This is a genomic window from Frankia sp. BMG5.23 (assembly GCF_000685765.2).
In the GTDB taxonomy this organism is placed as follows: Bacteria; Actinomycetota; Actinomycetes; order Frankiales; family Frankiaceae; genus Frankia; species Frankia casuarinae.
In genome coordinates, this window is the sequence record NZ_JDWE01000002.1 from 136,415 (window position 1) to 150,228 (window position 13,814).

Annotated in this window: 11 protein-coding genes and 1 riboswitch; of the genes, 6 read left to right on the plus strand and 5 right to left on the minus strand. The window is 70.2% G+C overall.

Annotation, left to right across the window (positions count from 1 at the left end; genetic code table 11):
- Window positions 1-76 precede the first annotated feature (76 nt).
- The 5 genes from BMG523DRAFT_RS01655 to metK all read right to left on the minus strand — a co-directional run bounded on the left by BMG523DRAFT_RS01655 (window position 77) and on the right by metK (window position 6,019).
- Window positions 77-1,270: a thiolase family protein gene (locus tag BMG523DRAFT_RS01655; RefSeq protein WP_011437382.1), complete on the minus strand. Its 1,194-nt coding sequence runs from the start codon at window positions 1,268-1,270 to the stop codon at window positions 77-79.
- Window positions 1,271-1,410: 140 nt separating this feature from the next.
- Entirely contained in the window at window positions 1,411-2,670 is a 1,260-nt protein-coding gene (locus BMG523DRAFT_RS01660; RefSeq protein WP_043590181.1) for a TAXI family TRAP transporter solute-binding subunit, read from the minus strand.
- A 235-nt stretch (window positions 2,671-2,905) separates the two neighbouring features.
- A complete protein-coding gene (locus BMG523DRAFT_RS01665; RefSeq protein ID WP_023840801.1) occupies window positions 2,906-3,949 on the minus strand; it encodes a toll/interleukin-1 receptor domain-containing protein in 1,044 nt (347 codons plus the stop codon).
- A 143-nt stretch (window positions 3,950-4,092) separates the two neighbouring features.
- The gene (locus BMG523DRAFT_RS01670; RefSeq protein WP_011437379.1) at window positions 4,093-4,569 is read right to left on the minus strand and encodes a DUF309 domain-containing protein; all 477 of its coding nucleotides are present in this window, start codon (window positions 4,567-4,569) and stop codon (window positions 4,093-4,095) included.
- 244 nt (window positions 4,570-4,813) lie between these two features.
- A complete protein-coding gene (gene metK / locus BMG523DRAFT_RS01675; protein WP_011437378.1) occupies window positions 4,814-6,019 on the minus strand; it encodes a methionine adenosyltransferase in 1,206 nt (401 codons plus the stop codon).
- A gap of 1,302 nt (window positions 6,020-7,321) precedes the next feature.
- On the opposite strand from metK, the gene BMG523DRAFT_RS01685 reads away from it, so the two are divergent.
- The 6 genes from BMG523DRAFT_RS01685 to BMG523DRAFT_RS26125 all read left to right on the plus strand — a co-directional run bounded on the left by BMG523DRAFT_RS01685 (window position 7,322) and on the right by BMG523DRAFT_RS26125 (window position 13,808).
- Window positions 7,322-8,671: an amidohydrolase family protein gene (locus BMG523DRAFT_RS01685; RefSeq protein WP_235462803.1), complete on the plus strand. Its 1,350-nt coding sequence runs from the start codon at window positions 7,322-7,324 to the stop codon at window positions 8,669-8,671.
- A gap of 217 nt (window positions 8,672-8,888) precedes the next feature.
- Entirely contained in the window at window positions 8,889-9,245 is a 357-nt protein-coding gene (locus BMG523DRAFT_RS01690) for a four-helix bundle copper-binding protein (protein ID WP_011437376.1), read from the plus strand.
- A 638-nt stretch (window positions 9,246-9,883) separates the two neighbouring features.
- Complete coding sequence (locus BMG523DRAFT_RS01695) at window positions 9,884-10,429, plus strand: alpha/beta hydrolase (RefSeq protein ID WP_347272493.1); 546 nt, start codon at window positions 9,884-9,886, stop codon at window positions 10,427-10,429.
- A 541-nt stretch (window positions 10,430-10,970) separates the two neighbouring features.
- Window positions 10,971-11,169: riboswitch (cyclic di-AMP (ydaO/yuaA leader) on the plus strand.
- A gap of 491 nt (window positions 11,170-11,660) precedes the next feature.
- A complete protein-coding gene (locus BMG523DRAFT_RS01705) occupies window positions 11,661-12,410 on the plus strand; it encodes a peptidoglycan-binding protein (RefSeq protein ID WP_011437373.1) in 750 nt (249 codons plus the stop codon).
- 257 nt (window positions 12,411-12,667) lie between these two features.
- Window positions 12,668-13,504: an AfsR/SARP family transcriptional regulator gene (locus BMG523DRAFT_RS01710; RefSeq protein ID WP_023840804.1), complete on the plus strand. Its 837-nt coding sequence runs from the start codon at window positions 12,668-12,670 to the stop codon at window positions 13,502-13,504.
- Window positions 13,505-13,697: 193 nt separating this feature from the next.
- Window positions 13,698-13,808, plus strand: a complete 111-nt coding sequence (locus BMG523DRAFT_RS26125; protein ID WP_023840805.1) for a lasso RiPP family leader peptide-containing protein — start codon at window positions 13,698-13,700, stop codon at window positions 13,806-13,808.
- Window positions 13,809-13,814: the final 6 nt, after the last annotated feature.

The following is a 13,814-nucleotide window of genomic DNA, read 5'->3' on the forward strand; positions in this document are numbered from 1 at the left end:
CCGGGCGCGGACCAGTGGACCGATACCGGCTAGGCCGATACCGGCGGATCGGCCGGTGGAGGTCGGCCGGTGGAGGTCAGAGCCGTTCGATGATGGTGGCGTTGGCCATGCCGCCGCCCTCGCACATCGTCTGCAGGCCGTAACGGCCGCCGGTGGCCTCCAGGTAGTTGAGCATCGTGGTGAGCAGGCGGGTGCCCGATCCGCCCAGCGGGTGGCCCAGCGCGATGGCGCCCCCGCGCGGGTTGAGCTTCGCCGGGTCGGCACCGGTGTCGCGGGCCCACATGAGCGGCACGGGCGCGAACGCCTCGTTGACCTCGAAGGCGTCGATGTCGTCGATGCTCAGACCGGCGCGCTTGAGCGCCTTGCGGGTTGCCGGGATCGGCGCGGTCAGCATGAGCAACGGGTCGTCCCCGGCGAGCGCGAACGTGTGGAACCGGGCCCGTGGCCGCAGGCCGAGCTTGTTCGCCCTGGTCTCGCTCATGATCAGGACGGCCGAGGCGCCGTCGGTCAGCGGGGAGGAGTTACCCGGGGTGATGTTCCAGGTGATCTCCGGGAAGCGGGCGGCGTACGCCTCGGTGTAGAAGGACGGCTTGAGCTTCGCCAGCGTCTCGACGGTCGTGGTCGCTCGGACCGTCTCGTCCACGGTGTGCTGGGCTGTCGTGCCGTCCGGAAGGGTGATCTCGACCGGGACGATCTCCCCGGCGAAGTCCCCCGCCGCGACGGAGGCCGCCGCGAGCTGGTGCGACCGCGCGGAGAAGATGTCCAGGTCCTCCCGGTTGATCTTCCATCGGGCGCTGACGAGCTCCGCGCCGATGCCCTGGTGGGCCAGGCCCTCCGGGTAGCGGGCGTGCAGGCTCGGGCCGTTGGGGTCCTTGCCGAAAGTGGTGGAGCCCATCGGCACCCGGCTCATCGACTCCACCCCGGCGGCGATGACGATGTCGTAGGCGCCGGCGAGCACCCCCTGCGCGGCGAAATGGGCGGCCTGCTGGCTCGAGCCGCACTGGCGGTCGATCGTGGTGGCCGGCACCGACTCGGGGAACCCGGCCGACAGCACCGCGGTGCGCCCGATGTTGACGGCCTGCTCGCCGGCCTGGTCAACACACCCGGCGATGACGTCGTCGACCAGCGCCGGATCAAGGTCGTTACGGGCGATCAGTGCCTTCAGCACGGTGGCCAGCAGCTCCACCGGATGGGTCTCGGACAGCGCCCCACCCGGCTTGCCCCGTCCCGACGCCGTGCGTACCCCATCGACGATGACTGCGTTCTCCATGGGTTCTCCCTCGTCACAACCATCACAATGACGGCGGATCGACCGTCGCCCTGCCCGGTACCGCCCTGCCCGTTGCCTGGCGCCTGCCCGGATCGACGCTACGGGCCACCCTCTTGATGGGTCAACAAGTGAACCGGAGGTCAGGGGGTCGGGGCCGGGCATCCCGTCGGATAACCGAGCGCATGTGTATAGTATCTCTCCGCCGCCGGATGTAGCGGGACGTACCGGCAGATGTTGGTCGCGATGAAGGAGCCGGGAGTCGCGAAACCGAGGCGGCGCGCCTGCGCCTGCGCCTGATGAGTGGCCCACAGGGTGGCCTTGAACTCGGCGGAGTGCTCGTCCATCATCCAGGCGGCGAACTCGACCAGCGCGGGATCGGCGTACCTACTGGCGACGATGCCGTTCGGCACCGCGAGGGTCGCTGTCGGCTGGGACGGGATGAGGTTGTAGTCACCCGGCTCGATAGCGGCCCTTGTGAAGACGTTGGCTCCGACATCGAGGTACTGGGAGTACCAGTCCCGCTGGATCGCCGACTGCCAGTCGTCGAGTGGCACGAATTTGATCTTCTGGTAGCTGTCGTTATATTCCTGGACCGCCATCGTGGGAGCGCCCGCCGCCCACAGGACCGCGTCGGCGTGATCCGCGCCGGTGGAGTGAAGTTTCTGGAGCGCCTCGGTTATCCGGTTCCCGGTCACCGGACGGACGACGCAGCCCGCTCCCTTCACCCGGGTGATCTGACGGAACAGCACGGTGGCGATCTGGTGGGTGCCCGAGTCGAGCAGTCCGCTTTCGACCGTCTTGCCGCACAGATCGTCCGCGCTGTGAATGCTGGAGTCGGCCGGGACGATGAGCTGGAGAACGTCGTAATAGATCTGGCCGACGAGGCTCAGACCCTCGACGGCCCCGCCGGTGAAGTCGCCCCGGCCGTTCTGGGCGTCCACCACCACGTTGAGTTGGGCCAGCGCGAGAGTGCAGCGCCGGTTCTCCGGAACCCCGAGATTCTTGAGGTTCTGGGACGTCCCGCTCGTGTCCGAATCAGGAAAGGCGCGCCACCCGTTGCCGCCGTTCAGCGCCGGATCACTGATGAGCTTCGCGAGTGTGCTCGCGTACTGCGAGTAGGGGGTGCGGGGCTGGCCGGCGATGATCCGTACGGTCGTGCACGTGGTCGCGTGCAGGTTCGCCTTCGCCTCCGTCGCCGCATCGCGCCGAGCCTGTTCCGGTGCCGCCGTCTGCGCTGAGGGCGTGCTCGGGGGCGTGCTCGGGGGCGTGCTCACGAGCATCGGGCTACGGCCGTCTCCGCCGAAGGCCCGGCCGATGAAGACGCCGACGATGGCGGCCAGGATCACCAGGGCGGTGATGGCGATGGGACGCCGTCCCAGCCGCGACCGGGTATTGGACATCGCGGCGACTCCTCGATCCGTGGGACGCTGACGTCGGGCCTTGCGCGGGGCAAGCTCCGGGGCACGTGTCCGCCACTGGGCCGCCGCACCGGGATCCCGGTGCCCCGGATCCCGGTGGTGAGAACCTGGCCGGTCGCGCATCCCGCTCCCACCGCGCTGATCGTCGCATACCAACCATGCCGCGCAGGACGCCGTTGGTCGAGGGCGGCCGATTCTTGTGCCTGATCCCCGAGGGCTACGGGGTAACGACCGATTTGTTCCGAACGCCCGGCTCCGTGACTGCAGCCGGGTCCGGGTCCGCCGGATCGGCCGGTGGCGCTGGGCGGGGTGGGCGCATGGCGATGGTGAAGACGGCCGAAAACGCCGCTGCGCCCAGCACCTCGGCCATGGCCGCCCACGCTCGGCCGTGGGCGATTTCCGCCCCCCCGAGCGCGCCCACCACGCAGGCCCCACCGACCACCAGCGTCGCGGTACGGTCCGTCGGAGGGAACAGCATGAAGGCCGGGGCGGCCGCGGCGAGCGCGGCGACGAGTGAGCCGACCAGCACTCCGCCGGGGCCGCCGTCCGCCACCTGGAAAGCGATTCCGATGACGATGGCCGCGGCGAGCGTCGGAAGCACGACCCACCCCCGCGTGAGTGCGGTACGGAGGGCGCGGGCCGCCCGGCGCCATCCCGCCACCTCCGGCGGGAACGTGGGCCGTGAGGTGATCGGGCGTTGCGTGGGCGGCAACGGCAGGGTGAGGCCGGTGTCCGGGGTGACGGCGGCGGGGGTGCCAGGTGTACCGGCGGGGTCGGGCTCCGGTGGCTCGGTCCGGGTGCCCTGGGCCGGGGGGAAGCCCGGCCGCTTCTTGGGCGCGAGACCACCTTCTTTTTCCCAGGCCGAGCGGACGTTGCGCAGCAGCTCCTCCCGGGCGGCGTCCTCGTCGTCGATGCCGATGAGGTCGAAGTGGACCACCTGCCGGAGCATCCCGGTAGGGGTGCATTCCGCTATCCGCACCGGGATGAGCTTACGGAGGTTGCCCTCGGGATCGTATTCGAACGCCGCCTGCCATTCTGCCCGGCAGTACGGGGAATTCAGATACTCGGGCGAGAGCACCGCGATCGTGTGCCGGCAGTTCTCCATCCCCTGACCCATGTCCCTGACCCAGTTGCGGCCGGGGCCGATATGCCAGGCCTGGAGAAACACGCGATAACCGACCTCCTGCAGCTGCCAGGCGATCCATTCGGCCCAGTCCCGGTCGCGCTGGCAGTAGCTGATGAAGAAGTCGCCCTGGTCCACCCGATTCCCACCTGTGAAATCCTCCGGACTGCTCGCTCCAGCTGAAGGATGATCGTACCGTCGTTCTAGGATGAATGCCACCGTTCTGCCCCGCCGCGGCGGGGCAGAACGGGCAGGGGCGCGCCGCGGGTGGCGCGGTGGGGTTAACCGACGAGGCGGGGCCCGCCGTCGGCCGGGGCGGTCCGGGCGGTGATGCACGGCAGCCCGGGATGGGCCCGGCCGATGTCGGCGATCCGCAGGTCCACCCAGGCGAGCAGACCGGGAACGGCTACGCCGTGCGGAGGCCGGTCCGCGTAGGGGATGAGGTTCGCCGCGCCGCGCCGCAGCACGGCCACGCCGCCCTTGACGTTGCCGCGGGCCAGATGGGTGACGCCGACGGCGAGCTGTGCCAGCCCACGCCACAGCCCGCGCTCGCCGGGGTCGGTCTCCGGACTCTTCCAGACGGCTTCGAGTACCTCGTGTGCCTGGAAGGGAAGTCCCGCGTCGAGGAGTCGCTGGGCCTCGGCGAGCGCCGCGGCCGGCGGTAGCGGGGCCGAGGAGGCGAGCGGCGGCACGCCGGTCTCGCCGTGGGGAAGGGGGCGGCCAAGCGCGTCCCGGGGCCGTTCCCCGGGCCGGGACACCCCGGACCCTGATTCAGTCGCGGGGTGCGCCCGGGGGACGGGGCGTGTTCCGGGAGGCGGCCGTGTTCCGGACGGTGCGCGTCGCCCGGACCGGTCCGAAGTGGTCATGCGGTCCACTCTGACCGCCTCTCGGGGGTGGCGCCTCCCGTAGCCGCGCGGACCGGGGTCGTCGTCAGGCAAGACCGGGGGCGCGGTGTCAGCGGCTGCCGGTGTCAGCGGCTGCCGGTGTCAGCGGCTGCCGGTGTCAGCGGCCGACGGCGGCGCGCAGCGCGTCGGCGCGGTCCGTGCGCTCCCAGGTGAAGTCGGGCAGCGTCCGACCGAAGTGGCCGTAGGAGGCAGTCTGCCCATAGATCGGCCGTAGCAGGTCAAGGTCCCGGATGATGGCGGCCGGGCGCAGGTCGAAGACCTCCGAGACGGCCCGCGCGATTTCCGGCACCGGCACGGTCTCGGTGCCGAAGGTCTCGACGAACAGGCCCACCGGCTCGGCCTTGCCGATGGCGTAGGCGACCTGCAGCTCCGCCCGCCGGGCGAGGCCGGCCGCGACGACGTTCTTGGCGACCCAGCGCAGCGCGTAGGCGGCCGAACGGTCGACTTTGGACGGGTCCTTGCCGGAGAAAGCACCGCCGCCATGGCGGGCGTAGCCGCCGTAGGTGTCAATGATGATCTTGCGGCCGGTCAGGCCCGCGTCGCCGATCGGGCCGCCGATCTCGAACCGGCCGGTCGGGTTCACGAGCAGCCGGTAGCCGTCTACCTCCAGGCCCAGGTTTTCCTCGGCCAACCGCTTGAGCTCGGGGGCGATGACCTGGTCGCGGATGTCCGGAACCAGGCGGGTGGCCAGGTCGACGTCGGCGGCGTGATGCGCGGACACGACCACCGTGTCCAACCGGACCGGGCGGTCCCCGTCGTATTCGATGGTCACCTGGGTCTTGCCGTCCGGCCGCAGGTAGGGCAGCAGGCCGTCGTGACGCACCTTCGACAACCGCTGGGCGAGGCGGTGGGCCAGTGTGATCGGCAGCGGGAGCAGGTCGGGGGTCTCGTCGGTGGCGTAGCCGAACATGATCCCCTGGTCGCCGGCGCCCTGCTGGGCCAGCGTGTCCTCGCCGCCCTCGACCCGTGCCTCATAGGCCTTGTCGACGCCCTGGGCGATGTCCGGGGACTGGGCACCGATCGAGACCAGCACGCCGACGGTCGCGCCGTCGAAGCCGGTGGCGGCGTCGTAACCGATGTCGGTGAGGGTGCGCCGCACGACGGCGGTCACGTCGACGTGCGCGGAGCTGGTGACCTCGCCGGCCACGTGCACGTGCCCGGTGGTCAGCAGTGTTTCCACCGCGACCCGGGAGGTGGGGTCGCCAGCCAGGAACGCGTCGAGCAGGGCGTCGCTGATCTGGTCGGCGAGTTTGTCCGGATGGCCTTCGGTGACCGACTCGGAGGTGAAAAGGCGACGGGACATGGAAGGATTCCTCGTTTCACAGAACAAGATATGGAACAAGACGATGTTGCGGGAGAAGGTGCCGGCCGCACGGGGACATACGTGCGCGGGTGGAGCTGCGCGGGTGGAGTTGCGCCGGTGGAGCTGCGCGGGTGGAGTTGCGCCGGTGGATCCGCGCCGGTACATCCCTACATCCGTGCCGGCACTGGCTGGCCGGCACGGTCATTTCACCAGGGCCGGTGCTCGGGGTCCGGGTGCCGCGTCGGGCTCGTCGACGCCGTCGGATGTCGAACCGCATGCGGACATGCCCTCCGAGTCGGCGGGCGCCGAGGTGAGGAGAGCGGGGTGCTGGCCGCGCCGGCCTCCGGCCGCGCCGGCTCGACGGCCGGCCAGGCCGAGGGAGCGGACCGAAGCGGTGGATCTCGGGAACGCGCTGAGGGCGCGCCGGACGAGCGCGTCCGCCGCGCGGCTCAGCGCGCGGTACAGATGGCGGAACTCACCAGGGAGAAGTCGACGTGGCCACGCGTAACGAGAACGGCCGGACTGAACACCGAATGATCTCACCACGGCGGTCAACCTGCCGTCAACGCCGCAGGCCGATCGTGTGCCGTTGCCCGGGCTCGATCTCTCGTCCCGACCGCGCCGTCGTCGGAGGCCGCACCCGCCGGTGCCGGCGGCCGAGCGGGCCGACATCGAGGTGTGGGCCCGCCGATCGAGCGTGGACGAGAAGATGATCATCGCGATCGCCTGCTAGCACGCGGATCGCGTCCGTTCCTACGAGTTGCTTGCCAGTGAGCGGACCTGGCCGGCTCGTCCCTCGACCCTTTGCGTCATCCGGGACCGGTGATTACGGGGGAGTATGATAGATGATATTGAGCGCGGTCATCCGGGGCCGAGTGAATCCGGGGCCGAGTGAAGGAGACGTCGTGTCGGACGACCGGTGCGGGATCACGGTAACGCTGTGGCCTCGGCCGGGTGGCCGCGCGGTCGAACTCACTCATCGCCGTCACATCGACACCTGCCGCGTCAACACGGCGGCCTGTCCCCGTTGACATCCGGATGACCTCCGGAACATCCGGACCTCCCGCACCCCGGCCTCGACCTTCGATCTGACATCCGCCTCCGCGCGTTTGTCGGTCGGTGCTCGATCCGGCCGGAACGAGGCGTTGGAGGTCGTCGTCAACGGCAGGAACGGCGCTGGTCATGACCGATCCCCCGGCATCATCGGAACAATCCCTGACTCCGGAGCAGCCTCCGGCGCACGGGCGATCCACCGCGACGGAACAGTCCGAGTCCGGGCGTCCCGAGTCCGGGCGGTCGACGGTGCCCGGACGATCAGAGGCGGCCGAGGCCTTCGTCCTGCGGGGGGTGCACGTCCTCGACAGGACCGGGCGCTTCGGTGAGCCGACCGACGTCGCCGTCGGCGGCGGGATCATCCATGCGGTCGGCACGCGACTCGGTCTTGACCGGGACGCCGTCGACGTTGACGCCCACGACCTGTGGCTGATGCCAGGGGTCGTCGACTGCCACGCCCACGTCACGCAGTCCACCTATGATCCGTTCGAGCTGGCGACGGCGTCGCTGTCCACCCGGGTCCTGCAGACCGCCGCCGCGTTGCGGGCGTCGTTGGCGGCCGGTGTCACACACCTGCGGGACGCCGGCGGCGCCGACGCCGGCATCCGGGACGCGGTCAGCGCGGGCACCGTGCCCGGACCTCGGCTTGCCGTGTCCGTCGTCGGGCTGAGCCGGTCCGGGCGGCACGGTGACGGGGCGATCATCGGTCCCGGGCTGGAGTCGGCCGAAGATCTTCTCATGCCGGACTATCCCGGCCGGCCCCCGCATACCGTTACCGAGGCGGGCAGCCTGCCGGCCTCGGTGCGGGGCATTCTGCGGGCGGGTGCGGACTGGATCATGATCTACGCGAGCGGCGGGGTGATGTCCGCCCGGCCGGGGCAGCCCGAGCCGCAGTTCAGCCCGGTGGAGCTTGCGGCCGCCGTCGCGGAGGCCCGGCGGTACGGACGTCCGGTGATGATGCACGCCTTGGGCGAGCGGTCGATCGAGGCCGCGGTCGCAGCCGGAGCGCGTTCCATCGAACACGGCATCGGGCTCACCGAGCCCGTGGCGGCCGCCATGGCGGCCGCCGGGGTGACGCTCGTCCCCACCCTGTCGCCCTACCAGGACCTGGCGGCGCTGGCGGCCACCGGAGTGCTGCCGGGCTGGGCGGCGGACCGAGCCGAGGCCACCGAGGCCGCGCTGGCCGGCACGATCGCGGTCGCCCGTGCGGCGGGGGTGCCGATCGCGCTCGGCAGCGACGCCCGGCACCGCACCCGGCACGGCGCGAACCTGGCCGAGATCAGCCGGCTGCGCCATGCCGGGCTCACCCCACCCGAGGCGCTGCTCGCCGCGACCGCGACCGGAGCCCGGCTCTTCGGACTGGGTGAGGGAGCCGGCCGCATCGCCGTCGGCTCCGCCTTCGACGCGATCCTGCTCGACGCGGACCCCGGGGACCTGTCGATCTTCGAGCGGCCGGACGCTGTGAGCGGAGTGTTCCTTGGCGGTCGCGCGGTGCTGCCCCACCCGCGGCTGCCCGGGAAGCTGGTCCGCCCCACCATGGTGATGGAAGAGGTGCCGAGAATCGTTCCCGAGCGGCCCGCGGTGTCGCCGCCCGGCTGACTCTCCCGTTTTCCGGAATGTTCACGAAATATCAAAAGAAATACCCTTAGTATGGCTCGCGGGATTTCGTCGGATCCATTCTGGGACGGCGATTGACCGAGATGCGGATCGGCCCCCGAAAGCTATCGTCGTAGGGGCCCCGCTGCCGGCTGCCGTCAGGTGGTCCGGGCCGTTCGCTGGTACGGGGTGCCGCGTCTCCAATGCCTGGAGGGTTCTCATGCAGCACGCTGAAATGATCAATAAGAACATGCGGAAGGCCATCGAGGAGTGTATGTCCTGCTCGGCTCTGTGCGAGGAGACGATCTCCTACTGCATGGACATGCCGGGCGCCATGATGGAGTCGGCGAACATGCGGCTGATGATGGACTGCGCGGCCGTCACCAGGACCTGCGCCGACATGATGTGCCGGATGTCGCCGATGCACGGGGAAATGTGCGCGATGTGCGCGCGGATCTGCGTGATGTGCGCTGAGATGTGCGAGAGGATGCCGCAGGATCAGCAGCTCGCCAAGCTCGCCGGCGCATGCCGGTCCTGCGCGGAGAGCTGCAACACGATGGTGGGCGCCGCCGCCTGAGCCGCGTCCGGCCCGACGGCGCCGGGGCGCAGCCGGCGGTCACCCGACTCCGCCCCGGCGTCCGGCTGTGCGGCGGCGCGTGGCACATGATGCGCGGCACATGATGCGCGGCACATGATGCGCGGCCTCGGTCACGACCGGTGGCTACGGTTACGTATCCTCGGGCGGACATGGGGTGAAACACCTGAGTAACAATATTGACCATGTTGACAGGTAGCCGTCGGATAGGCAAAATATGGTCATGTTCTCCTCGGTGGGTCGGATGACCCCCCTGGTCGTCCGTGGCCACATTGACTTCCTGCGAGCGGCCTCGTCCGGTTGTCCGACCCGGCCGCTTCACGTGCTTTACTAGCCTCCTCGGATTTCCCTCGCTCTCGGTGTTCTCCCTGGCGTTCTCCTGATTCACGGTCACTCGATAGGTCTGTCCGTAGATCGTCATCGCCTGCGTGGACGCCAGCCGCCTCGGTATCGATGTCCGGTCAGTACCGGGTACATCTCTGGACGGTTTCCGATCGGAGCATGCTGTGTCGTCCATGGTTTCGTCGTCATACTTTCATCCGCGCCCCCGTGGATATGTGGGGGGGCCGGGAACCCGTTACTGGCCCAGTGGTGATCCCACCCACTCGAGAAGAGCCAGTGTGGTCCTTCTTCCCGGTCGTGGAGAATCCGCCGAACATTTCGAGGGCCTAGCTTTCCGGCTCGCGCTCGACGGCTATCAGGTGACGTTTCTCGACCATGGGAGAGACACCGTCCTCGCCCTTGGTGAGGCGCGTGCCCCCGATGGTCCGTTCGTCCTGCTGGGTTCGGACAGCGGGGCCCTGCGGGCGTTGGTCGGCGCCGGTTCGCCAGCGGTCCGGCCGGATGCCCTCGTGTTGCTCGACCTGCCGCTGGTGTACCGGAAGATCGCGGGCGAGGATCCGGGACAACCGATCCCACGGTCGCTTCCCGACCTGCCGATCCTGTTGCTCCATGCCGAGCGCGACGAGGTCAGCCCGCTTGCGCTGGCGCGCATGATGACGCGGACCGCGCGCCGGGCCCGGCTGGCGTCGCTGCCCGGGGGGCATGGCGTGCTCGCCGGCCCCGGCCGGCGTGCGGTCGGCGCGCACATCCTGCTGTTCCTCGAGAATCTCCGTGTCTCGCGGCTGGCCCCACGGCAACGGCAGCGGGACCGGTCGGTCGACTGATCTCGCCCGGTGCCGGGCGCGCCCGCGTGCCGGTCCGATCGGGGTGTGCCTTCGCGGGAGGCCCAACCGCTCAGCAGGTGTTTCCTCGGCGGGTGCCGGCGCGAATCACGCGAATCCGCGGGTCAGTCGTCCGTCCCGTACCGCATCGTCCGTTTTTCAACGGCGCAGGCTTCGAGCCGCAGGCTCGAAGCCTGCGCCGTTCGCGTTTGCGTACCCGTCCGCACGCCACCCGACCCCCGGGCCAGGCTTCCCGCTTGCCGTGGTTGCCGTGGTTGCCGGGGTTGGGTTGCCGGACGGCCGGGCGGTCCCGGTGACTACCGGACCTCGTGGCCACCGGTCCCCGTCTCGACAGACCGGCCATATCGCCAAGATCCGGTCGTGACGGGTGATCTGCGTCGCTACCGGTAGCTGCTATTGATGTCCGAGAGTTGCGGCATCGCAGCGTTATGCACGCATCGTGACCAACATGCGCCCAGATTCGGCACAACTCGTACTTGTCACTACGGTCTGTAGTTCGCTACGGTTGCGGGGTATCAACAGCTCCGGGCCGACGCCGAGTTCTGTCCACGGTCCGCAGCTCCCTCCGAGAGATCTTGGGCAGAAGCGGGGGAACCACGTTCCTCCGGGTGGCTCGTTGCGGGCCACCCTTGGGGTTAAGCCGTTACGCGCACGCCGCGGAAACGGCCGGGCTTCCCGGCCCGAACCCGACAGCTAACCTCGCAGGCGTACGGGAAGGACTCGACGTTGCCTGTGTTTCAGGAACGCTCGGCTCCGGTCTTCTGGACCGTGACGCCGTTCGGCGCGACCCGCGGTGCGTCCCCGCCATACGGGGCGCCGTTCTCGCCCTGACGTCTTCGCGAGAACGTGCCATCCGGTCGGTGCCCGTACCGGCCGATCGCGCTGACGCGCCATACCACCAGCTCGGCTGAAAGCCACCCGGCCTCGTCGTCTGTGGTCGGCTGACCCCTGCCGTCCACCGGGCCCGCCAGGCCTGGAACGGAATGACCACGGCCGCCTGCCGTGCTGTTCAGCCCATCGACCCCGGGATCCCCAGGGCGCGTCGATCGGTCGTCCCCGGTCGTCCCCGGACGGCCTCTCGGCGCACCGGCAGACCGGCACTGGGTGCTGCCCTTCTCCAGCGCGGTCGTCTCCGCTCGCCCTCCTTCGAGCGGCATCCCTCCCCTCGATCACCCGTCTGTGTTCGACGACACCGAAATGAGATGTCAAAGAAATGGCCAAGGGAAAGCATCGGAAACGTTCCACCCGGACCCGGGGCGCCGTTGTCGCCGCCGTCGGTGTGATCGGCGCCGGCGCCGGCATGTTCGCCACCGCGAGCCCGGCCAGGGCCGCCACCACGGTCCCCGATGTGACGATCGCCAGCGCGGCCGCGAACGCGGGACTGCCCGGCTGCCGCGGCGTTCCGCTGGCCACCTGGGTCGCGGTGGCTCTTGCGGAGTCCGGCGGCAACCCCTACGCCCACGCCACCTACGGCGAGGACTCGCGCGGCCTGTGGCAGATCAACATGCGGGCCCACGCCGGCTGGGTGGGTAACCGCAACCTCTACGACCCGGCCGTCAACGCCTGGGCGGCGAAGAAGGTCTGTGAAGGCCAGGGCATCACCGCCTGGAGCGCCTACACCAACGGCCTGCACTACCGCTACCTGGCCCGGGGACAGGCGGCGGCGGCGGCCGTCTCGCGCGGCGTGCGGTTCACGAACATCTCCTACTCCTCGCTGGCTGCCCCGGTGCGTGCGGCCGTGGTGGCACCCGCGGCCCGCTACCCGTCGCTGGCCGTCGGCCTCGGGTTCCGCCTCGACGTCCACCAGATCCAGAAGAGGCTCGCCAGCCTTGGCTACCCGATCAGCGTGGATGGGAAGTTCGGGTACCAGACCAACCACATGGTCAAGGACTTCCAGCTGAAGCACGGTCTGGTGGTTGACGGGATCGTCGGACCGCAGACGCGGGCGAAGCTCGGGATCTGACTCTGATCGAGGCCCGCCGACCGGGCTCCGCTGCCGCCGGCCGGTGTTCCCGACCCGCCCGAGGGCGCTGCTCGATATCCGCACGCACCGGATGACTACCCGGGGTGAGGTGGGGGTATTCAGCCACCGGGCCAGCACCCGGCCGGGAGCACCGGGTCGGGAGACGGCACCGGCCCGGGCGGGACCAGCCGGCCCGCACGGGACCAGCCGGCCCGCACGGGAAAACCGAAACGGGGGCCCGATCGATGAGAGCCACGATGCTCGACGACTACCTACCTGAGGCGAGTCCGAACGCATCCTCCGTGACCGGGGCCGGTCTCCTGTTCGCGGTCCTGGGGCCGCTGGAGGTGCGGCGATCCTCGGGCGAGCAGGTCCGCATCGACCAGCGCAAGAAGCGCATACTGCTGCTGACCCTGCTGCTGCACGCCGGCCAGTGGGTGAGTGTGGACGGGATGCGGCTCGCGCTCTGGCAGGATGCCCCGCCGCGCTCCGCCGGGGGCAACATCAAGACTTATCTCTCGGAGCTGCGGCACACCCTCCGGCCGCCCCTGGACACGTCCGGAGCCGGGGGGAACGGCCCCGGGCGCATCGAGAGCCGGCCGGGGGAGTACCGCCTGGTCGTCGCGTCCGGTGAGATCGACGCTAAGCGGTTCGAATCGGCCGCCGAGCAGGGCCGCGCCGCCGTGCGCGCCGGCTCGCCGGAACGCGCCGCCGGGTTTTTCGAAGGCGCCCTCGCGCTGTGGCGGGGGGACGCCTTCGACGAGCTCCCGGCGGAGATCGCGGGCGCGGAGGTCCTCCGGCTGGAGGAGGCTCGCTGGGCGGTGTGCGAGGACCTGATCGACGCCCGCCTGGCCCTCGGCGAGTACGACCGGGTGCTGCCGACCCTGCGGGCGCTCACGGTCGAACATCCGACCCGGGAACGTCTCTGGGCCCAGCTGATCCTTGCGTTGGAACACACCGGCCGGCGGGCCGAGGCACTGGCCGAGTACCAGACGGTCTACCGGCGGCTGGTGACCGAACTCGGGATCGAGCCCGGTGTCGAACTGCGGCGTGCCCATCAGCATGTACTGAATCCGGACTCGTGGGTCACCTGATGCCACGGCCGTGCCGGCCGAGTCGTGCGCCGGAAGTCAGCTGAACCGCCAGTGAACCCGGCGGGGGAATTTCAACCATACGGGCTGGACCAGCCGGCCGGCGCCCGGGCCACGCGCGCGGCGCCGCCGTGTATCGCCACCGGGGCGCACGCCACCGGGGCGAGGGCGCGCGGAAACCGCTGAGGAGAAGACGATGAAGGCTATCTACCTCCCCCCGCGACTGGAAGATGCCGGCAGCTTCGCCGCAGTGACGAACGGCCGCTGGGGCTGGGGGCGTGACTACTCCTGGCGGCGTTTTGCGTGACGGCGG